The 21532-nt window shown below is 66.0% G+C and carries 22 protein-coding genes; 12 read left to right on the top strand and 10 right to left on the bottom strand.

The features are described from left to right. Window positions 1-225: 225 nt before the first annotated feature. The 3 genes from ABD188_RS01445 to ddaH all read left to right on the top strand — a co-directional run bounded on the left by ABD188_RS01445 (window position 226) and on the right by ddaH (window position 2762). Entirely contained in the window at window positions 226-708 is a 483-nt protein-coding gene (locus ABD188_RS01445; protein ID WP_344057826.1) for a hypothetical protein, read from the top strand. Window positions 709-869: 161 nt separating this feature from the next. Continuing rightward, complete coding sequence (locus ABD188_RS01440; protein WP_344057825.1) at window positions 870-1919, top strand: DUF4185 domain-containing protein; 1050 nt, start codon at window positions 870-872, stop codon at window positions 1917-1919. An 81-nt stretch (window positions 1920-2000) separates the two neighbouring features. Further along, entirely contained in the window at window positions 2001-2762 is a 762-nt protein-coding gene (gene ddaH, locus ABD188_RS01435) for a dimethylargininase (RefSeq protein WP_344057823.1), read from the top strand. A gap of 83 nt (window positions 2763-2845) precedes the next feature. On the opposite strand, the gene ABD188_RS01430 is transcribed toward ddaH, so the two are convergent. The 5 genes from ABD188_RS01430 to ABD188_RS01410 all read right to left on the bottom strand — a co-directional run bounded on the left by ABD188_RS01430 (window position 2846) and on the right by ABD188_RS01410 (window position 7497). Then, window positions 2846-3742, bottom strand: coding sequence for a universal stress protein (locus ABD188_RS01430; RefSeq protein ID WP_344057821.1), 897 nt, complete (start codon window positions 3740-3742; stop codon window positions 2846-2848). Then, window positions 3739-5214 (bottom strand): APC family permease, encoded by a 1476-nt coding sequence (locus tag ABD188_RS01425; protein WP_344057819.1) that lies wholly within the window; start codon window positions 5212-5214, stop codon window positions 3739-3741. Before ABD188_RS01425 ends, ABD188_RS01430 begins: the two co-directional genes overlap by 4 nt. A gap of 146 nt (window positions 5215-5360) precedes the next feature. Further along, entirely contained in the window at window positions 5361-5684 is a 324-nt protein-coding gene (locus ABD188_RS01420) for a carboxymuconolactone decarboxylase family protein (protein ID WP_344057817.1), read from the bottom strand. A gap of 78 nt (window positions 5685-5762) precedes the next feature. Further along, window positions 5763-6596: an oxidoreductase gene (locus ABD188_RS01415; protein ID WP_344057815.1), complete on the bottom strand. Its 834-nt coding sequence runs from the start codon at window positions 6594-6596 to the stop codon at window positions 5763-5765. Window positions 6597-6645: 49 nt separating this feature from the next. Beyond that, complete coding sequence (locus tag ABD188_RS01410) at window positions 6646-7497, bottom strand: aldo/keto reductase (protein WP_344057813.1); 852 nt, start codon at window positions 7495-7497, stop codon at window positions 6646-6648. A 121-nt stretch (window positions 7498-7618) separates the two neighbouring features. Here ABD188_RS01410 and ABD188_RS01405 point away from each other — a divergent pair, with 121 nt between their 5' ends. Beyond that, complete coding sequence (locus ABD188_RS01405; protein ID WP_344057811.1) at window positions 7619-8299, top strand: flavodoxin; 681 nt, start codon at window positions 7619-7621, stop codon at window positions 8297-8299. Window positions 8300-8355: 56 nt separating this feature from the next. Here the strand turns inward: ABD188_RS01405 and ABD188_RS01400 are convergent, their stop codons facing one another. Then, window positions 8356-9399 (bottom strand): sugar phosphate isomerase/epimerase family protein, encoded by a 1044-nt coding sequence (locus tag ABD188_RS01400; protein ID WP_344057809.1) that lies wholly within the window; start codon window positions 9397-9399, stop codon window positions 8356-8358. 105 nt (window positions 9400-9504) lie between these two features. On the opposite strand from ABD188_RS01400, the gene ABD188_RS01395 reads away from it, so the two are divergent. Beyond that, on the top strand, window positions 9505-10485 hold the full coding sequence (locus tag ABD188_RS01395; protein WP_344057807.1) for a LacI family DNA-binding transcriptional regulator: 981 nt from the start codon (window positions 9505-9507) through the stop codon (window positions 10483-10485). A 7-nt stretch (window positions 10486-10492) separates the two neighbouring features. On the opposite strand, the gene ABD188_RS01390 is transcribed toward ABD188_RS01395, so the two are convergent. Together ABD188_RS01390 and ABD188_RS01385 are read right to left on the bottom strand one after the other, a co-directional pair. After that, window positions 10493-11794 carry an ROK family protein gene (locus ABD188_RS01390; RefSeq protein WP_344057805.1) on the bottom strand — a complete coding sequence of 434 codons (1302 nt, stop codon included), beginning with the start codon at window positions 11792-11794 and terminating at the stop codon, window positions 10493-10495. A gap of 116 nt (window positions 11795-11910) precedes the next feature. Next, window positions 11911-12291 (bottom strand): nuclear transport factor 2 family protein, encoded by a 381-nt coding sequence (locus ABD188_RS01385; protein ID WP_344057803.1) that lies wholly within the window; start codon window positions 12289-12291, stop codon window positions 11911-11913. 184 nt (window positions 12292-12475) lie between these two features. Between ABD188_RS01385 and ABD188_RS01380 the strand changes: the two genes are divergently transcribed. Further along, on the top strand, window positions 12476-13327 hold the full coding sequence (locus tag ABD188_RS01380; protein WP_344057801.1) for a 3-keto-disaccharide hydrolase: 852 nt from the start codon (window positions 12476-12478) through the stop codon (window positions 13325-13327). A gap of 29 nt (window positions 13328-13356) precedes the next feature. Continuing rightward, on the top strand, window positions 13357-14262 hold the full coding sequence (locus ABD188_RS01375; RefSeq protein WP_344057799.1) for a TolB family protein: 906 nt from the start codon (window positions 13357-13359) through the stop codon (window positions 14260-14262). Between the two features lie 18 nt (window positions 14263-14280). Here the strand turns inward: ABD188_RS01375 and ABD188_RS01370 are convergent, their stop codons facing one another. Together ABD188_RS01370 and ABD188_RS01365 are read right to left on the bottom strand one after the other, a co-directional pair. Beyond that, window positions 14281-15315: a zinc-dependent alcohol dehydrogenase family protein gene (locus ABD188_RS01370; RefSeq protein WP_344057797.1), complete on the bottom strand. Its 1035-nt coding sequence runs from the start codon at window positions 15313-15315 to the stop codon at window positions 14281-14283. A 55-nt stretch (window positions 15316-15370) separates the two neighbouring features. Further along, window positions 15371-16138 carry an SDR family oxidoreductase gene (locus tag ABD188_RS01365; protein ID WP_344057795.1) on the bottom strand — a complete coding sequence of 256 codons (768 nt, stop codon included), beginning with the start codon at window positions 16136-16138 and terminating at the stop codon, window positions 15371-15373. A 249-nt stretch (window positions 16139-16387) separates the two neighbouring features. Here ABD188_RS01365 and ABD188_RS01360 point away from each other — a divergent pair, with 249 nt between their 5' ends. The 5 genes from ABD188_RS01360 (at window position 16388) to ABD188_RS01340 (ending at window position 21480) form a co-directional block, all read left to right on the top strand. Continuing rightward, complete coding sequence (locus tag ABD188_RS01360; RefSeq protein WP_344057793.1) at window positions 16388-17137, top strand: sugar phosphate isomerase/epimerase family protein; 750 nt, start codon at window positions 16388-16390, stop codon at window positions 17135-17137. Next, window positions 17134-18246, top strand: a complete 1113-nt coding sequence (locus ABD188_RS01355; RefSeq protein ID WP_344057791.1) for a Gfo/Idh/MocA family protein — start codon at window positions 17134-17136, stop codon at window positions 18244-18246. Before ABD188_RS01360 ends, ABD188_RS01355 begins: the two co-directional genes overlap by 4 nt. Before the next feature lie 29 nt (window positions 18247-18275). Then, a complete protein-coding gene (locus tag ABD188_RS01350; protein WP_344057789.1) occupies window positions 18276-19607 on the top strand; it encodes an extracellular solute-binding protein in 1332 nt (443 codons plus the stop codon). Between the two features lie 63 nt (window positions 19608-19670). Beyond that, window positions 19671-20648, top strand: coding sequence for a carbohydrate ABC transporter permease (locus tag ABD188_RS01345; protein ID WP_344057786.1), 978 nt, complete (start codon window positions 19671-19673; stop codon window positions 20646-20648). Then, a complete protein-coding gene (locus ABD188_RS01340) occupies window positions 20641-21480 on the top strand; it encodes a carbohydrate ABC transporter permease (protein ID WP_344057784.1) in 840 nt (279 codons plus the stop codon). Before ABD188_RS01345 ends, ABD188_RS01340 begins: the two co-directional genes overlap by 8 nt. Window positions 21481-21532: the final 52 nt, after the last annotated feature.

Here is a 21532-nt window from a genome sequence, read left to right as displayed (position 1 = left end):
GTTCTGCGTCGACACGATGGGAGCCCCCTCGATCATGATGTTCCGTCGGCCGTCGGCCGTCGGCCGTCTGCCGTCTGCCGTCTGCCGTCTGCCCAGCGAACCGCGGGAGGCGTGTGCTGCGTGGGCCGAACGTCCTGCGGCACGGATGCCGGCGGGACCTTGTGCCCGCACGAATCGGCGTGGCCGGCGCATCCTGAGATCGAACCGACGATAAGGAGTCGCACGATGGATGTCTCGGTCTTCGAGTCTGAATCGGGCCAGGGCCGCCGCGACCCCGATGGGGTGCGCGTCTGCCGAGATGTCGGGATGATCCTGGGCGAGGAAGAGCCGCTGGATCACGCGATCACTGTCGCCGCGCAGATGGCCGCACGCAGTGGGGGTCGGCTGTGCCTGATGCGCTACGTCGATGACACCCGTCTCCACCAGGCCCATGAACTGGCGCTGAAATCCGGGGAAGCCCGCGTGCAGCTGGCGAATCTGCGGGCCCGATGTCGCGCGAACGATCCTCACCTGGTCATCACCGACCGGCTGCACATCGGCACCCTGGAATCGCTCCTCGCGAGGCTGGAGCCTTCGATCGGCAGTCTCGTGATCGGGTCTCTCCGGGATCCGACGCCGAGCGAGCTCCTTGCCATGTCCGCGCTGCCGGTGACCTTCGTGGAGCCGGCCGGGGCGACCTTCACCCCTGAGGCAGCCGACGATCTCTAGCCGTGGCCGGTCGCCAGGATCGGCTCCGGACTATATGACACCGCATATGGAGTTGGCAGGTGTGTCGGTCCACGAGGCTGACGCATGAGGCGCGGCGTCACCGCAGCAGCGGCCAGGATCAGAGCCGATAGCCTGAGGTATCTCAACGAGGAGGCTCCGCGATGACGCTACGACCCAGCCCCCTGGTCGCATCGGTTCGCGATCTGGGCGTGCAATTCAGCGACAACGACCTCGACATCACCGGGCAGGATGCTGTCACATCCGTCGTGCTTCCTGGAGACGAGACGTTCTGGATCTTCGGGGACACCGTCGAGGGCCCCTTCGACACGATCCGTGGCTTCGAGCTGACCGAGGTCCTCTCGAACACGGGAGCGATCGTGCCGCTGCAGGACATCTCGCACGGCGTGAAGACGTTTCGCTACCTGGCAGAGCCGAGTGGCGCGCGAGCGCGCCAGCTGATCGGCTTCGTCGCACCCGAGCACAGATCGACCCAGCGGTTGTGGGCGATCCACGGCGTCCACACCGGCGGCCATCTGTACCTGTACTACCACCGCATCACCATGGACCCCACGCTCGACGTCTTCGAGACCTTCACCCTCGACGGCATGGGAATCGCCCGCGCCGACGCCGACTATCGGTTCGAGCGGCTGACCGCGCCCGACGGCAGTCACGAGTGGTGGAAGGGCGACGAGCCCGGTTTCGGAGTCTGGGTGCAGCCGCACGGCGACCACCTGTATCTGTGGGGGTCCATTCAGCCGGAGTCGAAGTCGGCGGGCGACATGTACCTGGCGCGGGTGCTGCCCGACCGGATCGAGGATCTGTCCGCCTACGAGTACCTGGTTCAGGCGCCGACCCTGGCCGAGCCCGACGCGCCGGTGCGATGGTCCGAGAGGTTCACCCCGACCGCCTGTCTGTTCTCCCATGTCCCCAACGAGATGTCCTCGTCGTGGAACCCGTACCTGGGGTGCTTCATCTCGCTCACCACCTACCAGCGTGACAACATCCTCGTGATCCGCACCGCGCCCGATCTGACGGGCCCGTGGAGCGAGCCCGAGGTGGTTTTCCGCCCCGAGCGCACGTCGGATGAGGCTCTCTTCAACGCCGGCAAGGAGCATCCGGAATTCGCCCGCGAGGGCGGGAAGGTCACCTACATGACCTTCATCGACTCCACCGTCTATAAGCCGCACCTGATCGAGATCGCTTTCGCCTGAGCCGCCTGACTCGCATGATCGCGACCTCACGGCGCCGTGCTCGCACCTCTTCGTCACACCCGGCGCGTTAGCCTGAACGGCATGCCGCGCCTTCTCGTCCGCCGCCCGTCGCCCCGCCTCGCCGATGGCGAGATCACCCACATCGAGCGGGTCGTCCCCGACGCCGACCTCGCGCTTCGTCAATGGGAGGCGTATGTGGACGTCTTCCGGCTGCGCGGCTGGGAGGTGATCCCGGTCGATCCAGCCGACGACTACGCGGACGGAGTGTTCGTCGAGGACACCGTCGTCATGTTCGGCGACGTCGCGGTGCTCACTCGCCCCGGTGCGGATTCGCGGCGTGGCGAGATCGATTCGACACGGGCGGCGCTCGAGCGGGCCGGCCTCCCGTTCCTGTCGATCGAGGCGCCCGGCACACTCGACGGCGGCGACGTGCTCAAGGTCGGGCGCACCGTGTACGTGGGGGCGACCCTGCGGACCAACGAAGCCGGCATCGATCAGCTGAGCGCGCTCCTGGCTCCGCGAGGATGGGATGTCGTGACGGTGCCGATCACCAAAGTGCTGCACCTCAAGAGCGGGGTGACGGCCCTGCCCGACGGCACTGTCGTCGGGTACGAGCCGCTGGTGGACGACACCGCGGCGTACCCGGTGTTCCTGCCGGTGCCTGAAGAGCACGGCACGGCAGGCGTGGTGCTCGACCCCGGCACCGTGCTCATGTCTGCCGACGCTCCGCAGACCGCAGCGCTGTACCGCGATCGCGGCCTCGAGGTCGTGACGACGCCGATCACCGAGTTCGAGAAGCTCGAGGGCTGCGTGACCTGCCTGTCGGTCCGAGTCCGCGACTGAGTTCGCTCCACTTCGTTCATCGCGCAGAGTTCGCTGCACCGGGTCGCCGCCTTGGGGCCGCCTGGGGATGCCGCGCGCCGGCGTTACGCGATCGCGGTGCCCGGAACGATCACGACCGGCACCGGCGCGTGCCGGACGATCTTCGACGCGCTCGAACCGAGGAAGACCTGTGCCAGCCGATGCGTCGACGACGAGCCCAGCACCAGCACGTCGCCCTCGGACCAGTCGACCGAGCCGATCGCAGCACCCCAGTCCGCTCCCTCCGCGATGTGCAGGTGAACGCTGTCGCCGGTGAGGCCCATGGACTTCAGGTGGTCGGCGGCTTCGGCCTGTGCGGAGGCGGCCTGCACCGCCCACAAGTCGATGACCTGGGTCTCCGCGTGGGTGACGGTGCTGGTGACAGGGCGCTTCGAAGGGCTCACGAGAAACGTGACAACGCGCAGCTTCGCTGACGCGTTCCGGCTAATCTCGGCGACACGGGTGAGGAGCGACCAGCTCGCATCGTCGTCTCGGAAGGCGACGGTGATCCGCGTCACCCCACCCGAGGTGCGGTATCCCCACGGGGCGATGGCCACGGGCACGGTCGACGAATGAACCAGCCGTTCCGTCTTCGATGTGAGGCGGATGCGGCCGGGTTCGGCGTCGCCACCCGATCCCACCACCAGGATCGAGGCATCCCTCGCGACTGTCTGTTCGAGGAGCGTCTGCGGCACCGACCGGCCGGCCACCCAGATCGCGGAACTCTCGACATCGGGATGCTGCGCGAGGTCCGCCGTGGCGAGCGCCGCGCTGTCCTCGCCCTCTCCGGCGGCCCATTGCTCGAATTCCCGATCGGTGCCCGCTGCCACAGGCGTTCCCCAGCCTCGGGGCACGACCGACACGGCGACCACCGGTTCGGGGAGGGAGGTCGCCAGTTGGCAGGCGAGCTCTATGGCACCGCGATCGTGCTTGTGCGGGCCGTACCCCACGACGTATGTCATACCTCCGCCTCCGGGTGGATCGGCTCCGAGATCTCTTCGTCAGAGGTGTAGTGACTGAGCGTGGCGTTCTTGCGCCCGTAGAACAGATAGAAGACGAAGACGATGGCGAGCCAGCTCACGCAGATGACCCAGGTGATCGGCCGCAGGCTCACGAGCACGTAGACGCACACGAGGACCGTCAGGATCGGCACCACCGGGTACAGCGGAACTCTGAACGGACGCTCCAGATCAGGGCGTCGGCGCCGCAGCACCATCAGCGAGATGGCGACGACGCTGAACGCGACCAGCGTTCCGAAGGAGACGCTGTCCCAGAGATAGTCGGAGGGTACGAAGCCCGCGATGATCGCCACGAGGATCGAGACGACCACGGTGTTGAAGACCGGGGTGCCGGTCTTCAAGCTGACGGTGAGGAACTTCTTGGAGACCATGCCGTCGCGGGCGATCGAGAACAGGATGCGGGTCTGGCCGTACAGCGTCACGAGGGTCACGGAGAAGACCGAGATGACCGCGCCGGCGGCGAGGATCGTCGCCCAGATCGGAGTGCCGGTCACGAGCTCCATGATCTTGGCGAGGCCGGCCTCACCCGCCTCGGGGGTGGAGAACCACTCCACGGGCTGCGCCGCGAGCCCCGCGACGGCCACCAGCACGTAGAAGACCGTGACGATGAGCAGCGCCCCGATGATCGCGCGGGGAATCGCCTTCTGCGGGTTCCGCACCTCCTCGCTCGCCGTTGCGACCGCATCCAGACCTATATAGGAGAAGAAGATGACTCCGGCCGCCCCGCTGATGCCGGATGCCTGCGCGAAGAAGTTCGAGAAGTGGTCGGCGTTGAACGCGGAGAACCCGATGACGATGAACATCGCCAGCACGCCGAGCTTGATGCACACCATGACCGCGTTGATCGTGGCGGACTCCGAGGCGCCTCGGATGAGGAGCAGCATGCACAGCAGCACCAGCACGACCGCAGGCAGGTTGATGATGCCACCGGTCGCCGCGCCGTCGTCGCCGGGAACGAAAGAGGCGGAGAGCTCCTGCGGCAACTGCCATCCGAACAGGTGGTCCAGCAGCTCGTTGAAGTATCCGCTCCACCCGACGGCGACCGCCGAAACGGCCACGCCGTACTCGAGCAGCACGCATCCGCCGACGAGGATCGCCGCGCCCTCGCCGAGTGCGTGGTACGTGAACGAGTAGCTCGAGCCGCTCACCGGGATCGATGAGGAGAGCTCCGCGTAGCACAGCGCTGCCAGCCCGGCGGCGACGGCTGCGAGGAGGAACGAGATGATGACGGCCGGCCCGGCGAGCGGTATCGACTCGCTCAGCACGAAGAAGATGCCGGTGCCGATGGTGGCGCCGACCCCGAACATCATGAGCTGGAAGGTGCCCAGGTTCCGTTTGAGTTCCTCGCCCGGATGATGCTTGTGCTGGAAGATGATGGGCTTACGACGGAGCAGCTGCTTTCCGAGATCGGTCATATCAGACTCCAAGGGGTCGTTCCGCGCTCCACGGACACGGGGTTGCCCAAGTCTGGTGCGCGCTCCGCCGCATGGCAAGGGTCAAATCGACGCCACCCGCGAGTTGTCGACAGTCGGTGTGGTATCTCCTTCGAATGGCGAACGGGTCAGGCGACGTCTTCGGCGAAGACCTTCTTGGCGACGGTGATCGCACTCATCGCACGCGGCCACCCGGCATAGAAGGCGAGGTGGATGATGACTTCCTTGAGCTCGTCCTCGGTGAGTCCGTTCGTGCGAGCGAGCCTGAGATGGCTGACGAGCTGCTCGGTGGAGCCATTCGCGATGAGGGTCGCGACAGTGATGAGACTGCGGTCGCGGGGAGCGAGTCCGGCGCGCGCCCAGATGTCGCCGAAGAGGACCTCGTCGGTGAGTTCGACGAGTTTCGGGGCGAAGTCGCCGATCGCGCGTTGCGCGGGTGTGGGTTCGGACATGTTCAGATCCTTTCGGTTGTGCCGGGGATGCCCTGGCCACGAGTCGACGGGCGATGAGCCGCGAGCCGTACGGGTTGGTCAGTGCCCGTCGAAGGTGGTGTTCTCCGTGAGGTCGCGCCACTCTTCCAACGAGGTGAGATGCGCCTCCAACGCGCTGCGGTATGCACTGACCGCGTCCTTGCCGAGCACGAGCACCTCCGGTGCGCGACCCGATTCGACGACCTGGAGGATGACCTGCGCGGCCTTTTCGGGGTCGCCCGGCTGCGTGCCGTGGGTCGGGTCGTTCTCTTTCCGCCTGCGGCCGGCCGTGTCGGCGTAGTCCGGGATGACGGTTGCCGTCTGGGTGAGCGAGCGTCCCGCGAAATCGGTGCGGAACCCACCGGGTTCGATCACGAGCACGGTGATGCCGAGTGGCTCGAGCTCCTTTCGCAGCGATCCTGTCAGTCCTTCGATCGCTGACTTCACGGCCGCGTAGTAGCCCGAGCCTGCAGGAGTGAGTCGAGCGCCGATGGACGACAGGTTGACGATCGTGCCCGAACGACGGGCGCGCATCTGCGGAAGCACAGCCTTGACGGTGGCGACCGACCCGAAGAAATGCGTGTCGAACAGTTCGCGCACCTCCGCCTCGTCGCCCTCCTCGACGGCTGCGCGGTAGCCGTAGCCCGCGTTGTTGACGAGCACGTCGATCGCGCCGAACCGTTCGGTGCCGGCATCCACAGCGACTGCGATCTCTGCCGCGTCGGTGACGTCGAGGGGGAGCGCGAGTGCGGTGTCCGGGTACGCGTCGGCGAGGTCCTGGACCTTCGCCACATCCCGCGCGGTGACGACCGCGCTATCGCCGTGGGCGAGTACCGCCGAGGCGAGGGCTCGTCCGAGTCCCGTGGAGCATCCTGTGATGAGCCATGTCGTCATAGCGGTTCGTCCTGCCGAGTCGTGGTGCGTGCTGAATGGTCGCGCAATTTCAGCTGCCGAGCCTGCGCGCGGCGAGCCAGCGGACCATGTCGGGATCGCGGTGGTCGAAGAACTGAGAACTGCCTTCGTCGAGGGTGGCGATCTGGGCCATGTCGTCGTCGGTGAGCGCGAAGTCGAACACGTCGAGGTTCTGCGCCATGCGGTCGGGATTGACCGACTTGGGGATGACGACGACGTTTCGCTGGATCATCCAGCGGAGCACCACCTGCGCGATGGACTTGCCGTACTTCTCGCCGATGCCGGCGAGCAGCTGGTTCGTGAACAGCCCGTTCTTGCCCTCTGCGAACGGCCCCCACGACTCGATCTGCACACCCTCGGTCGTGAGGATGTCCTGATAGTCGACGCGCTGGTGGAACGGATTCGTCTCGATCTGGTTGACGGCGGGCTTGATCTCGTTGTTGAGGATGAGGTCGATGATCCGGTCGGCAGGGAAGTTCGACACGCCGATCGCGCGGGTACGGCCGTCGCGGTTGACCTTCTCCATGGCCCGCCACTGGCCGTAGTAGTCGCCGAACGGCTGGTGGATCAGGTACAGGTCGACGTAGTCGAGCCCGAGCTTGCGGAGCGAGTCGTCGAAGGCTTTCGCGGTGTTCTCCTCGGCGGGCGCGGCCTGCACCCAGAGCTTGGTGGTGATGAACAGCTCGTCCCGCGGGATGCCGGACTTGGCGATCGCGGCGCCGACCGCTTCCTCGTTCTGATACGCGGCGGCGGTGTCGATCGACCGGTAGCCGGCGGCGAGGGCGGCGGTGACCGCAGCCTCGGTCTCTTCGGGCCCGACCTGATAGACGCCGAAGCCGAGGATGGGCATTTCGATCCCGTTGTTGAGGGTGACGGTCTGCATGAGACCTTCCTTTCGTTGCGTACTGCCATTCCACTCCGGTCCGAGAAGACAAGGAAGGGGCTGGTGTTCCATGTACTGACAGGTCCTCCCTCAGGGAGCCGCCTCCGCTTACCGTGTGCAGATGGACGACGTGATCAACCGCCGCGCCTTCGTACGCTCCGGCCTGCTGCTGACTGCCACAGTCCTCGGCGCGGTCGCCTGCACACCCACCCCATCGAGAGAGACCATGCCCAGCAGCACCCCCGCACCGGATTCCTCGCCCGCACCGAGCCCCGGCAGCCGGGTGATGCTGGCATACTTCTCGCGTCCGGGCGAGAACTACCACTACGGAGACCGGATCGACCTCGAGGTTGGCAACACTCAGGTCGTGGCAGAGATGATCGCCGATGCCATCACGGTCGACGTGTTCCGTATCGAGGCGGCCGACCCGTACCCGGACGACTACGAGCAGACCGTGCAGCGAAACGTTCAGGAGGAGAACGACGACGCGCGTCCGGAGATCGCAAGTCCTCTCCCTGACCTGTCGGACTACGCGATCGTCCTGTTGGGGTCGCCGGTCTGGAACGTGCAGACTCCGATGATCATGCGTACTTTCGTCGAGAACGTCGACCTCGCCGGCAAGACCGTGCATCCGTTCGCCACGTACGCGGTGAGCGGCATGGGCCGAGTTCGCACCGACTACGCGCAGCTTCTCCCTGGTGTCACCGTCACCGAGGGACTGGCGGTGCAAGGCGAAGTGGCGTCGCAGGCGAGACCGAATGTGGATGCCTGGCTGCGGCAATTGGGCCTGCTGGGCGCCTGACACCCGTCCCGCGCGGGACCCCTTCGCGGCCGCAGCCTCGAGTGCGACTCCTTCTCTCAGTACGAACTGAACAGGGCCTTCTGTGCCAGCTTGAGCGCCGTAAGTGCGTCATGGTTCGACTGGGCTTCGCGGATGCCATCGACATCCAGCTTTCCGAGCGCACGCTGGATGAGCTTCAAGAAGTCGATCGCCGTATTCGCGGCCTCGACGCTGTCTTCGCGGAAGGGGAACTGGTCGAGCTGCCAGACCCCGTGCCAATCGTTCTTGTCGAGCGTGTAGAAGAACTCGAAGAGCTCGATGGGGTGGATCGTGCCTGCGACCAGGTCGTCGTCCCAGCCGCGGAGATTGTCGTTGACGTCCATGCCGAAGAGTCGCCCATAGTCGATCGCGAGCTGCGCCGCATCCGCCGGAGACTCTCCGCCGAAGAGCGAGTGCCCGAAGTCGAGCAGGATGCCCACATTCGGAAGACCGATCCTCTCGATGCCGAGCAGCGTGCGCGAGACCGAGTCGAAGCTCATGTGCACGCGCGGCTCGCGTGGCTTGTACTCGATCACGAATTTGAGGTCGGGGTTGTCGGACGCCAGCTCCGCGACTCCATCGAGCGACGCCTTCCACAGCGAGTGGTGATCGACCTGAAATGGGTAATCCCAGCCGTCCTGACCGGGCCAGAGCTTCACATAGTCTGCGCCGAAGTGCCGTACGACACCGGCCGCTTCGGTGATGAGTTCGTGTGCGAGGCGGCGCACACCCGCATCCGGATTCGTGAAGGAGCCCTTCGCGAATGTGCGCGTGTAGATCTCAGGCGTGATTCCGATCACGCTCAAGCCGTTGCGCTCGAGCGCCTCGCCGACCTGCTCATTGCTGAACTCCCCGCCGAAGAACGGATAGTTGAGGTCGACGACGGAGAGATCGCGGACCTGGCCGGCGAGATCGATGGCGTCGAGGATCGACCGGGGGTCGCCGTAGCCGTCCGTCGCATACCTGTCGACGTACGTCGCGAAGTGCCAGATTCCGGCGCCGTAGCGCTGCTGGTTCGGCATCGTCGTGGTCCCCGCTTCTCTCGTCGCTCCCAGCCTGACACCGCCCGGGGTGGCCTTCATCGCTCCACTTCGGCCCGGATCGGGCGCAAATCGGATCGGGTCACCGCTGCATCGGCGTGACAAAATCACCGAGTGGACGCTCCCCAGACCCTGAAGCATCCAACGATGCAAGATGTCGCCGATCACGTCGGCGTCTCACGCCAGTTGGTCTCGCTCGTGCTGCGAGACGTCCCGGGTCCGAGTCCGGCCGCCCGGGAGAGGATACTCGCAGCTGCGGCCCAGCTGGGTTATCGCGCGAACGCATCCGCTCGGCTGCTGCGTCAGAAGCGCACCCGGCTGATCGGCGCCGTGTACGCGATGCGGAACCCGTTCGAATCGCAGCTCGTGGAGCAGCTCTTCGCGAGGGCGGCGGGCCGCGACTTCGGGGTGGTGCTGGGTCCGGTGACCGCAGGTCGCACCGTGGAGCAGGTCATCGATGAGCTCATGGAGCAGCGCGTTGAAGCGGTGGTCGGATTCGGACCCCCGGAGTGGAACGCCTACGTCGAGCGGATCGGTGCGACGGTTCCGACGGTGTGGCTCGGCGGTCCGGCACCGGAACCCCACGACAACGTCCACATCGACGATGACGAAGGGATGAGGGTGGCGGTCGCGCACCTGCGCTCACTCGGTCATGAGCACATCGCCCACGTGCGCGGTGAGGGCTCGGCGGGCGAAGCGCGCGCCGAGGGGTACCGGCTGGCGATGCGCCTGAGCGGACTCGCCGATGGGATCGATGTGGTGGGTGCCGGGTGGGGCGAAGAGGACGGCGCCGCCGCCGCGCGGGGGTTTCTGGCGCGCCCGGCGCTGCCCACCGCTGTGATCTGCGGTGGCGATCAATCCGCCGCTGGGCTGGTCGCGGTGTTCACAGCCGAAGGAGTCGCCATCCCGGGCGATGTCTCGGTCGTGGGCTGGGACGACAGCTATGTCGCACGGCTGTCGTACCACCGGTTCACGTCCGTGCGGCAGGATCTGGATGCGACTGCCGATGCGGCGCTGGATGCCGTCCTGCACCGGATGGCTGATCCCTCCAGCCCACGAGTGCTCATCCTGACTCCTGCGCGTCTCATCGAGCGCAGTTCGACGGGGCCGGTGCGCTCCGCCGCCTGATCGGGTCCTATCGACTTGCGACGAGGTCGCGCTGCGCCATGATCGGACGGACGTCGCGGATCGCCGTCGGGTGGTGGGATGCGAGTCGGAGTGCGCGTGCGCGACGCTCGAGCAGCTCGTCAAGCCGATCTGCGTCGAAGGCGTGCTCGATACCCAGCACCAGGCCGCCGGCGGTACCCGCCTCGCGGCCGAGGGCCGCATGCGAGATGGTCAGATTCCTCGTGGCGAGGGGGAGTGCTCGCGAATAGACCACCTGGCGGATGCCCGCCAAGAGGTCGTCACTGACTTCGTCGAGTGCACCGCCGACCACGATGCGAGCCGGATTCACCACATGGACCAGCATCGACAGCACCTCGCCGATTCCGGCGGCGCTCTCGCCGACGAGTTCGACGCAGCGCGGGTCGCGGTCATGAAGAAGCATCAGGAACCGGGCTGTCGCGTCGGGTCCGTCGCCCACGAACGGCTTCGCGCGCGCAACGAGCGCGGTCACGGATGCCGCGGCCTCGAGACATCCTTCGCTGCCGCATCCGCAGATCTCGGTCGACCCCTGCTTGCGGATGTGCCCGATGTCACCGGCGGCTCCGTCCGCGCCGTTGACCAGGCGGCCATCAGCGTCGATGATTCCCGCGCCGATCCCGGTGCCGACCTTGACGTAGATCATCGAGCCGGCGGCCGCGATGGCGCGGGCTTCGCCGAGCGCTCGAAGATTGACATCGTTGACGAGCAGAACGCCGCCGCCCAGTACCTCTCTCACGCGCTCGGCGATCGGGAACCCGTCCCAGCCCGGCATGATGGGCGGTCGCACGACGCTGCCTTCTCGCGAGGCGACGGGCCCAGGCATCCCCACCACAGTCATGCGGTAGCGCTCTTCGAGTCCCGCGGCCTCGAGCATCTGATCGGTCTGGGCCAGGATCCCATCGAGCACCGCGGCCGGTCCGTCGCAGAAGCTCACCGGCACGTCACTCTGCGCGTGGATCTGCTGGCCCAGGTCGGCGATCGAGATGCGGACGTTGTGAGCGGTGAAGTCCAGCACGACGATCACGCCGAAGCTCGGGTCGATCTCGATGACTTCGGCGGGCCGGCCGCGACCGATCGACGCTCTGAAGCCCTGCAGTCTGACGGCACCCAGTTCGAACAGGGCGCGCAGCCCGGTGTCGACGGTCGTGCGTGCGAGACCGGTGGTGCGGACGAGATCCGCCTTGGTTGTCGCGCTTCCGCTGGCGATGAGACGGGCGAGCGTCGAGGCGATCGTCGCGGGACTCACGCGCGCGGACAGCGGGGGTACTTCGAGTCGAAGGTGCGGCAACATCGGAACTCCGTCGTTCAGGTCTTAGCACGAGCTAATTAGCACGTGCTAAAAGTGTGCCACGCACTGCCCTTCACACGCAAGCCCCGGATGGGCAACGGATCGATATCGACGCTCGATCAGCCGGCTGTGCCACGGTCGAAGATCTCCTCGACCTCGACGACGAGACCTTCGGTGTCGAAATGGAAGAGGCACCACAGGTGGATCGGCGGCTGCTCCGGGAAGTCGAGGGCGAGTCGCGCGAGGACCTTGAGGGGGTCCGCGAGCGGATCGACGACGGCGTCGATGCCGTAGGGCGGCCGCACCTCGAACTTCTCCCTCGTGATCGCCTCCAGGTTCGCGATGCCGGCTACGGTCGCGTGCGGGCCGAGCGTCGGAAAGGTCTGCCGGCCATCCGGATGCCAGAAGGTGACCCAGAGCGAGAGGTCGCGATCTCGCTCGCTCTGGTAGAAGCGCTCAACTGTCCGCGCATTCGCCGTACCCACCTGTTCGAGATCCATCTCTGCCTCCGAGTCGCGCCCTGAGCTCGACCGGGCGTGTCCGCCGAGCGACGTGTCAGCGATTGTCGCCCGCGCGCGGAGCGTGTAAAACGTCGCAATTGGGCGTTCACGCGGCGCAAATCCGGCCTATTGGCCCGGGCCGAGCGATTCGTACACTCGGCGGAACGAAGCGAGAGGGAGATCGATGGATGCTGGGCGGCTCGACGAGGGCCTCGTGTCGCTCTTCGACGGCGAGAGCCTGGCCGGGTGGCACACTGCTCCGCGGACGTATGGCACTCTCTGGCCGGGCGGTCCCGAAGTGGGCGAGGTGCTGCCTCTCGCTGACGGATACTTCGACGATGCGGTCGAGTTCGAAGCGGTCTGGGCGGTCGTCGACGGTGCGATCGAAGGACGCCAGGACCCGCGCAAGCGGGGATTCGGAGGCTACCTGGTCACGGATCAGACCTACGGAGACTTCGAGCTGATCCTCGAGATGAGACCCGACTGGCCGGCCGACACGGGTGTGATGCTGCGCCGCAGCAGTGACAGCTGGGCCGGGTACCAGGTGCTGGTCGACCACCGCGAGTCGGGGTCGATCGGTGGCTTCTTCGGCCACGGCATCGCACCGTTCCACGCGGTTCCCTTCGCGCTCAACGTCGAGAGAGACGACTCGGGCGAACCGATCGGCCTGATCGAGGATGATCCGGCGACCAGCGTCGAGCCCTTCACCGAGGACAAGCGCGACCTCCTGGTCGAGGCGGGTTCCGCCGCAGAGTTTCTGGCGGCATGGAAGTGGGATGACTGGAACGAGCTCCGCGTGCGGATGACGGGAGCCAAGCCCCGCATCTCGACGTGGGTCAACGGGGTGCCGGTGGCCACGCTGGACGCTGCGACCCTCGAGTATCCCCACTACGATGCGGATGCGGCTCTCGAGCTGCTGGGGACCCGCGGTCACATCGCGCTCGAAGTGCACGACAACGACCCGCTGGTCGGCGAGAAGCGGTGGGCGCCGACGTCGGCATGTCGGTGGCGCAACATCCGCATTCGCGAACTGTGATCGCGGCCGAAACACGCTGAGGGAGACGAATGGACTACACACGCAAGCTGCTGCCCGGGCAGGTCAGCCGCATCCACATCGGCTATGCCGACGGCCGTGAGCCGACCGTCGTCTTCGAGACCGACCGAATCCTCATCGAAGCACCCAATTGGACCCTCGATGGCACGCGGCTGATCGTGAACGGCGACGGACTGCTGTGGTCGATCACCCCCGAACCGGGAGGCGAGCTGCAGCTGATTCCCCTCGAGGGCGTGCCTCCGCTGAACAACGATCATGTGCTCGCGCCCGACGGCGAACACATCTTCGTGTCGGCGAATGACTGGCACATCTATGAAGCGAGTCTGCAGGGCGGCCCCGTCCGCCGGATCACGAGCGACAATGATCCGGCACGCCTCCACTTCTTGCATGGGGTGAGCCCCGACGGCCGAACGCTCGCCTACATCGGGTTGGACGCCGGCGGCGACGATGTCTGGGCGAGCGGGAACGTCTACACCGTCCCGGCGACGGGCGGCCAGGACGTCCAGCTGACCTTCGACTCGCGGCCCGCCGATGGCTCGGAGTACTCGCCCGACGGCGAGTTCATCTACTTCAACACCGAAGCATTCGAGACGACGCCCGGTCACGCACAGATCGCACGGATGAAGGCCGACGGCGCCGACGTCGAGCAGCTGACGTTCGACGGGCAGGTCAACTGGTTCCCGCACATCGCACCAGACGGCAGGAGCGCGGTGTACATCGCCTTCCCGCCGGGTACCGAGGGGCATCCCGAGAACAAGTGGGTCGAGGTCAAGCTCGTCACCGATGGCAGGTGGTTGCAGCCTCGAACAGTGGAGCGACTGCACGGCGGCCAGGGCACCGTGAACGTGAACAGCTGGGCTCCCGAGAGTCAGCGGTTCGCCTACATCAGCTACCCGGTCGCCGGTCTCGACGAGTGATCTGGCCCGGGTGAGGGATCATCCGATCAGAACCCGGGACTCGGTGTCGTTCGGCCGGACCTGAAGCTTTCGCCCGTGCCCCGCGCGGAACATCGCCAGCGCATCGGCATAGTCGTCCAGCGTGAACGAGTGGCTGATCATGGCGCGCGCGTTGATGGCGCCGGCCTCGAAGAGTTCGACGGCACGACCGAACGAGTTGTGCACGGCCATGCTTCCGACGATGGTCAGTTCGTCGCGGTAGACCCGGAACGGCGAGAACTGCGCCGTGCGATCCGAGGGGGCCACCCCGAAGTCCTGGAAGTATCCCGCCGGCTTCACCCGGGTGAGCGCATCTTCGATCGCGCGGATGTTGCCCGTGCAGTCGATGACGACATCCCACTTGTCTCGGGCCGCATCGTCCGGCGTGGTGTAGCGCAGATCGATTCCGCACTCAGCCGCGGTCTGAAGGCGGTCCTCGTTGAGATCGACGATCGTCACCGTGGCCGCACCCGCCCGCCGTCCGAGCTGCGCCATCAGTAGGCCCATGGTTCCCGATCCGTAGACGAGCACGTGGTCACCCAGTCGACGGGGCAGGATGTCCCACCCGCGGATGGCGCAGGCGAGCGGTTCGATGAGGGCCGCCTCGAAGAGGTCGGTCTCGGGCTTCAGCTTGTACACATTGCCCGCCGGGGCGACGAAGAGCTGCTGGGCCGCTCCGTCGGACGACACGACCCCGAGGCCGTCCCAGAAACGGCACAGGTTCTGGTGCCCGTTGACGCAGAATTCGCACTCGCCGCAGGTCTTGCTGGGGTTGATTGCGACTCGATCGCCGACGTGGAAATCGAACACTCCCTCGTTGACGCCATCGCCGACAGCGCGAATCGTGCCGGTGGCTTCGTGACCGGGCACGAGCGGGAATTCCGTACCCTCGAACTCGCCGTCGAGCACGTGGACGTCGGTGCCGCAGATCCCGACCGCGGCGGTCTCGACGAGGACCTCCTTGTATCCGGGCACGGGCGTCGGACGCTCCTCGAGCGACAGGGTCCCTTCCGAGCTGAAGACGAGCGCGCGCATGGTTCTCCTTGTTATCGCGTCTACGGGCGGATGTGGGCGAGGTCGGCCCGGTCCGTCACCAGATGACGTGGCCGCCGTCCACCAACAGGTCTACTCCGGTGATGTAGCCGGCCGCTTCACTCAGCAGGAAGGCGACGGGCGGTGCGATGTCTTCGGGCTGGGCGTTGCGTCCGAGCGGGGTGTCGGCGGCGTACCCCGCCATCGCGCTCGCCTGCTCGGGCCGCTCCGTGAGGGGCGTATATGTATAGCCGGGGCTGAGGCTGTTGACCCGGATGCCGTGGGGCGCCCACTCCCACGCGAGACTGCGGCCCAGCTGCACGACGCCCGCCTTCGCCGCGTTGTAGTGCGCCTGGTGGAGCCCACGGTTGGCGATGGTCGCGGACATCGAGGCGATGTTGACGATGGCGCCCCCGCCGTTGCGGATCATGGCGCGGGCCTCGGCTTGCGACGAGAGGAAGACGCCCGTCAGGTCCACGTCGATCACCTTCTGCCATTGCGCGTGTGGCATGTCCTCGGCGGGAGCCGCATTGGCGATTCCCGCGGCATTCGCGGCGAGCGTCAGGGGACCGAGCTCGCGCTCGATGGAGGCGACCGCCTGGTCGAGCTGGCCCGGATCAGTGACGTCCGCGACGACGGCGAGCGCGCGGCCACCGCCGGCCGCGATCATCGATGAGGTCGCGCCGATCTCGCCGGCGGCGAGATCCACGCAGCCGACCGCGGCGCCCGACCGCGCGAGCTCCAGCGCGATCGCTCGTCCGATCCCGCTCCCTGCACCGGTGACCAGCGCCACCCGCCCATCGAAGCCGAAGGTGATCGAGTTCATTGCGTGGCCTTCCCTGCTGCGTCTTCCGCGCCTGCGTGAATCGAGTGTCACCGGGCGAAGCAGCAGTCGCAATGCCCGAATACGGCCCGGATCGGACGTATTGGCCAGTGTTTCGGATGGCCGTCCGCTGCGCGAGAGGCGCGGCGATCTTCTGCAGTGAAACGACGAAATTCGTGCGTTGAAGAGCCGCAGTCGTCGACATAGCTTCAGACCACCCGGCAACGGCCGCGGATCACAGATGGAGTGGCGATGCAGTCCTCGATTCAGCTCTGGAGCTTGCGGCTCTCGATCGATGAGCACGGCTGGGACCGCGCGATCGAGAAGGTCGCCGAAGCCGGCTTCCGGAACGTCGAGCCGTTCGCCATCGATCGCACATTCGACCTCCTGCGTCCGGCGGTCGAGGCCAACGAACTCTCGGTGCCGACTGCGCACGGCTTCCTCGATGACGAAACGATCGAGCTGACATTGGCGAACGCGGCGGCGCTCGGGGTTCGCACTGTCTTCCACCCGCACTTCGATGAATCGCATTGGGGCACCCGCGCCGCGATCGAGGCCACCGCCGAGATGCTCAACTCGGCAGCCCAAGTGGCTGAGGACTACGCCATCGAGGTCGGCTTCCACCATCACGACTACGAGCTGCGCCATCTGGTGGACGGAGAGTCGTCGATCGACCGCCTTGTCGCCCTGCTCACCGATGACGTCCAGATCGAGTACGACATGAACTGGGCCGCGGTAGCCAGGGTGGAACCGCTGTCGGTGCTGACGCGACTGGAGGGTCGTCTGAACGCGGTCCACATCAAGGACGGACCTCTCAAGGGCGCCAACACCGACCAGCGAGCGCTGGGTGAGGGTGAACTCGACCTCGACCATCTGGTCGCCGTCCTGCCCGAAGACACACTGCTCGTCCTGTCGCTCGACCAGTTCACGGGATCGAGCGATGATGTCGGCAGAGCGGTCACCACCAGTCGTGCGTGGCTCGATGAGCGAGGTGTGCGGTGAGCGCGGGCCCACTGCGGCTCGGCATCATCGGTGCCGGCTCCGTCGTCGACCTGTACATGAGCAGCATGAGCGCCTACCCCGATGTCGAGGTCTGTGCGATCGCCGATCGCCATCCCGATCGCGCAGAAGCGCGAGCCACCCAGCTCGGGATCCGGGCGTCATCCGTTGAAGCGCTTCTCGCGTCGAGTGGTGTCGAGGCGATCGTGAACCTCACGCCCCCCGGGTCTCATTTCGAGGTCTCGACCGCCGTTCTGGCGGCAGGAAAGCACCTCTACAACGAGAAGCCTCTCGCCATGACGAAGTCGCAGGGCGAGGCGATCCTCGCGGCTGCCGCAGCGCAGTCGCTGACGGTCGGAGCAGCACCCGACATCACGATGGGACGGTCATTCCGGAACGCCCTCCGCCTGCTCGCCGACGGTCTCATCGGGGCTGCCGTCTTCGCGCGATGCGAGGCCGTGCTTGCGGGACCCGAGAGCTGGCACCCGCGTCCGCAGTTCCTGTATGCGCAGGGGGGCGGGCCGCTCTTCGACATCGGGCCGTATTACCTCACCGCCCTCGTCGCCGCCCTCGGAGTCATCGAGTCGGTCTCGGCGATCGGGACGAAGAAGTCGGAGTCGCGGACGATCGGGAGCGGTCCGGATGAGGGAACTCAGTTCCCCGTCGAGGTTCCCTCGCTGACCGTGGCCAATCTGCAGTTCGCGACGGGGATCGCCGCCCAGATGCTGCTGACCTTCGACTCGGCATCGCACCGTGGTGGCCGGCTCGAGGTCTTCGGTGTCAACGGCACACTGCGCACACCTGATCCGAACGGTGCCGACACCACGGCCTTGTTCCTGCCCGCTCGCTCGGACTCATGGGAAGACCTGGGGCACTCCGAGACCACGCCCGCTATCGGGCCGGGCATCGCAAACTTCGCCAGGCACATCAGGGGCAACGAGCCCCTGGTCGTCAGCGGGGAACGGGCACTTCACGTACTCGACGTGATGTGCGCCATCGAGGAGTCGTCGAACAGCGGCCAGACCGTCGCAATTCAGAGCTCCTTCGCATCCACTCCGGTGCTGCCCGATTCGTGGGACCCCACGCAATCAACACTTCGATCACGTACCTGAATCACGGAATACTCTCAAAGGAGACAGCAATGAACACCAAATCACGGCTCGTGGCGCTTCTCGCCATCGGCGTCGCCGGCACGACAGTGCTGGCCGGCTGCAGCGGCGGCGGAGGCGGATCGGACGAGGACGTCACCCTCCAGTGGTGGGCGCCCAACCTGATGCCGACGATCGCGCAGGACGAGGCCTACTACAAGACGCTGACAGACAAGTTCACCGAGGAGACGGGGATCAAGGTCGAGACCCAGGTGAACGCGTGGTCCGACTACTACAACAAGATCCTCGGCGCGATCAGCAGCGGCGAAGGCCCCGACGTGCTGGCCTCGGGTACCACCTGGGTGAGCACCTTGACCCCCTCTGGCGGATTCCTGCAGTTCGACGACGCGAACCTCGAGGCGATCGGCGGCCCGGAGCAGTTCACCCAGACTGCGTGGGACGCCGCCGGCGGACAGAACGAGGGCGGCACGTCGATGATCCCCTGGGTCGCCGGCGTGACCACGATGTTCTACAACACCAAGATGTTCGAGGCGGCGGGCATCACCGACCCCCCGACCACTTGGCCGGAATTCGTCGAAGACGCCAAGAAGCTCACCATCGACACGGACGGCGACGGCGAGATCGACCAATGGGGCTTCGGCTATCCCGCAGGATTTGCGCAGGAGTGGTCGCACACCATGTTCGCCTTCGGAGAGCAGAACGGCACAGCCTTCTTCGATGAGGACGGCAACCCCACGCTCAACGGCGAGGGGATGGTGGACGCGGCGGATCAGTTCCTGCAGCTCATGACAACCGAGAAGGTGCTGAACCCGGCGAGCGCTGAGCTCCAGCAGATGAGCGATGTGCAGCAGCAGTTCATCAACGGCGAGATCGCGATCCTCTTCGGTTCTGGCAGCAACATCTCCTTCGATGACGCCGGGTTCACCGACTACGGAGCCGCACAGATCGTGCTGAACGATCCGCTTCCGGGCGAGGCCGTCACCACCCACATCGCGGGCGTCGACATGGCGGTCTTCGCCGAGACGGATCACCCGGAGCAGGCGCTGGAGTTCATGAAGTTCCTCGTCAACGAGGACACTCAGCTCGACATGGCCAAGAACATCAACGGGATCATTCCGACCAACTCCGCCGCGGCCGCGGACCCGGAGGTCACCAGCAACCCGGTCTTCAAGGTCAACACCGAGATCCTCGCGAACACCGCCGCAGGCTTCCCCGACAACCTGCTCACCGGGCAGGCGGAGACCCTCATCGGTGATGCACTGAAGGGTCTCGCCGCTCAGGCTGCCACGCAGGGCACGGTGAGCCGGGCGGACATCCAGGCCGCACTCGACGAGGCGAACAGCCAGCTCGAAGCCTCGCAGTAACAATCCGACCCGCCGGGGCGGCGACGACAGCGCCGCCCCGGCCCCGAACTGGATGGTGTCGAAATGGCCACATTGACCGTGCAGCCTCCGCTGAACCCCCTCGAGGATCCGGAGGACTTCTTCCCCCAACGCAAGCCGAAACGGAACTTCCTTCCGTACCTCCTGATCCTGCCGGCAGCCATTGCCGAGCTCCTGATCCACATCATCCCGATGTCCCTGGGCGTCTACGTCAGCTTCGTACAGCTGAACCAGATCTCGATCCGCAACTGGCTCGCGGCGCCCTTCGTCGGCTTCGCCAACTACATCAACGGTCTCAACCCGGCCGGCGCGATCGGCGCGGAGTTCTTCGAGACACTGCTGCGGACGATCATCTACACGGTCCTCGTGATCGGATTCTCATGGTCACTCGGCACCGCGGCGGCCTACTTCCTGACCTCTCGTTTCCGTGGCCAGGCGGTCATCCGGATGTTCTTCCTGGTGCCCTACGCCGTGCCCGCCTTCGTCGGCATCATCGCGTGGGCCTTCATGTTCAACCAGCAGGACGGCCTGATCAACACCGTTCTCGTCGACCAGCTTCACCTCCTCCAGGAGGGTCCGTTCTGGCTCGTGGGTCCGCTGTCGTTCTTCGTGCTGGTCATCGTGTCGGTCTGGGGCATCTGGCCGTTCGCATTCCTGCTGCAGCTGGCCGCGCTGCAGACCGTCCCGCACGAGGTGCACGAGGCCGCGTCGATCGACGGAGCCGGCCGCTGGCGCACCTTCTGGGGAGTGACACTGCCCATGATCCGCGCCTCGAATGTCGTACTGCTGCTGCTGATGTTCCTCGCGACCTTCAACCAGTTCAACGTGCCATTCGTCCTGTTCGGGGTCTCATCGCCGAAGGAGGCGCAGCTGATCTCTCCGCTGATCTACCAGTTCTCGTTCGGCACCTGGAACTTCGGACTCGGTTCGGCGGTGAGCACTCTGCTGCTCGTATTCCTGGTCATCGTGACCGCCATCTACGTTCGCCTCGTCATGCCGAAGGAGAAGAGTTCTCGTGCGTGAATCACTTTCATTCAAGGTAAGCCGCGTTGCCGTCCTCGGCGGGCTCATCATCTTCGTAGCCGTGCCGCTGTACGTCATCCTGATCTCGTCGTTCAAACCGCTGAAGGACGTCTCGGGTCAGTGGACCTGGTGGCCCGAGAACTTCACCATCGCTCCGTACATCACGATGTGGGAGACCGTGCCGCTCGCGAACTACTTCGTGAACAGCGTCGTCATCTCCGTGTCGGCGACGGCGCTGGCCCTCACGTTCGGCATCCTCGCCGCATTCGCCCTCACGCGGCTGCGCTGGAAGGGGCAGCGGGCATTCAGCCTCATCGTCCTGTCGACGCAGATGTTCCCCGGCATCCTGTTCCTGCTGCCGCTCTACCTGATCTTCGTGCAGATCCAGCGGGTGTTCGGAGTGCAGCTGATCGGCAACTACGGCGGCATGATCATCACCTACACGACGTTCGCGCTTCCGTTCGCGATCTGGATGCTCATGGGCTTCTTCGCCGCCATGCCCGAGGAGCTCGAAGAGGCCGGGATGATCGACGGTTTGACACGCTTCGGCGCCTTCATCCGCATCATCCTTCCGATCGCCCGACCGGGAATCGTCGCCGTCGGCGTCTTCGCCTTCATGAACGCGTGGGGAGAGGTGCTTTTCGCCTCGGTTCTCACAACAGCGGACACGCGAACGCTCTCAATCGGGATGCAGGCCTTCACGACGAACGTCGATGTGCGATGGAATGAGGCTATGTCGGCATCCGTCGTCATCTCCATCCCCGTGCTGCTGGCATTCCTGCTGGTGCAGCGGCACATCGTCCAGGGACTTGCCGCCGGCGCGGTCAAGTGAGTTCGGTCAAGTGAGTTCGGGCCAGCCCATCGAACGCTTCGAAACGAAAGAG

The sequence above is a fragment of the Microbacterium pumilum genome, from assembly GCF_039530225.1.
In the GTDB taxonomy this organism is placed as follows: Bacteria; Actinomycetota; Actinomycetes; order Actinomycetales; family Microbacteriaceae; genus Microbacterium; species Microbacterium pumilum.
The sequence above is the reverse complement of the archived record's forward strand: the minus strand, read 5'-3'. Positions and strand labels throughout refer to the sequence as shown.

What these genes read in the sequence shown, in the direction of transcription:
- ABD188_RS01380 (WP_344057801.1), top strand. Translation starts at nt 12,476, where the DNA reads ATGGATGCTGGGCGGCTCGACGAGGGCCTCGTGTCGCTCTTCGACGGC.
- ABD188_RS01445 (WP_344057826.1), top strand. Translation starts at nt 226, where the DNA reads ATGGATGTCTCGGTCTTCGAGTCTGAATCGGGCCAGGGCCGCCGCGAC.
- ABD188_RS01350 (WP_344057789.1), top strand. Translation starts at nt 18,276, where the DNA reads ATGAACACCAAATCACGGCTCGTGGCGCTTCTCGCCATCGGCGTCGCC.
- ABD188_RS01365 (WP_344057795.1), bottom strand. Translation starts at nt 16,138, where the DNA reads ATGAACTCGATCACCTTCGGCTTCGATGGGCGGGTGGCGCTGGTCACC.
- ABD188_RS01425 (WP_344057819.1), bottom strand. Translation starts at nt 5,214, where the DNA reads ATGACCGATCTCGGAAAGCAGCTGCTCCGTCGTAAGCCCATCATCTTC.
- ABD188_RS01410 (WP_344057813.1), bottom strand. Translation starts at nt 7,497, where the DNA reads ATGCAGACCGTCACCCTCAACAACGGGATCGAAATGCCCATCCTCGGC.
- ABD188_RS01430 (WP_344057821.1), bottom strand. Translation starts at nt 3,742, where the DNA reads ATGACATACGTCGTGGGGTACGGCCCGCACAAGCACGATCGCGGTGCC.
- ABD188_RS01405 (WP_344057811.1), top strand. Translation starts at nt 7,619, where the DNA reads ATGGACGACGTGATCAACCGCCGCGCCTTCGTACGCTCCGGCCTGCTG.
- ABD188_RS01415 (WP_344057815.1), bottom strand. Translation starts at nt 6,596, where the DNA reads ATGACGACATGGCTCATCACAGGATGCTCCACGGGACTCGGACGAGCC.
- ABD188_RS01390 (WP_344057805.1), bottom strand. Translation starts at nt 11,794, where the DNA reads ATGTTGCCGCACCTTCGACTCGAAGTACCCCCGCTGTCCGCGCGCGTG.
- ABD188_RS01420 (WP_344057817.1), bottom strand. Translation starts at nt 5,684, where the DNA reads ATGTCCGAACCCACACCCGCGCAACGCGCGATCGGCGACTTCGCCCCG.
- ABD188_RS01400 (WP_344057809.1), bottom strand. Translation starts at nt 9,399, where the DNA reads ATGAAGGCCACCCCGGGCGGTGTCAGGCTGGGAGCGACGAGAGAAGCG.
- ABD188_RS01395 (WP_344057807.1), top strand. Translation starts at nt 9,505, where the DNA reads ATGCAAGATGTCGCCGATCACGTCGGCGTCTCACGCCAGTTGGTCTCG.
- ABD188_RS01370 (WP_344057797.1), bottom strand. Translation starts at nt 15,315, where the DNA reads ATGCGCGCGCTCGTCTTCAGCTCGGAAGGGACCCTGTCGCTCGAGGAG.
- ABD188_RS01360 (WP_344057793.1), top strand. Translation starts at nt 16,388, where the DNA reads ATGCAGTCCTCGATTCAGCTCTGGAGCTTGCGGCTCTCGATCGATGAG.
- ABD188_RS01385 (WP_344057803.1), bottom strand. Translation starts at nt 12,291, where the DNA reads ATGGATCTCGAACAGGTGGGTACGGCGAATGCGCGGACAGTTGAGCGC.
- ABD188_RS01375 (WP_344057799.1), top strand. Translation starts at nt 13,357, where the DNA reads ATGGACTACACACGCAAGCTGCTGCCCGGGCAGGTCAGCCGCATCCAC.
- ABD188_RS01345 (WP_344057786.1), top strand. Translation starts at nt 19,671, where the DNA reads ATGGCCACATTGACCGTGCAGCCTCCGCTGAACCCCCTCGAGGATCCG.
- ddaH (WP_344057823.1), top strand. Translation starts at nt 2,001, where the DNA reads ATGCCGCGCCTTCTCGTCCGCCGCCCGTCGCCCCGCCTCGCCGATGGC.
- ABD188_RS01440 (WP_344057825.1), top strand. Translation starts at nt 870, where the DNA reads ATGACGCTACGACCCAGCCCCCTGGTCGCATCGGTTCGCGATCTGGGC.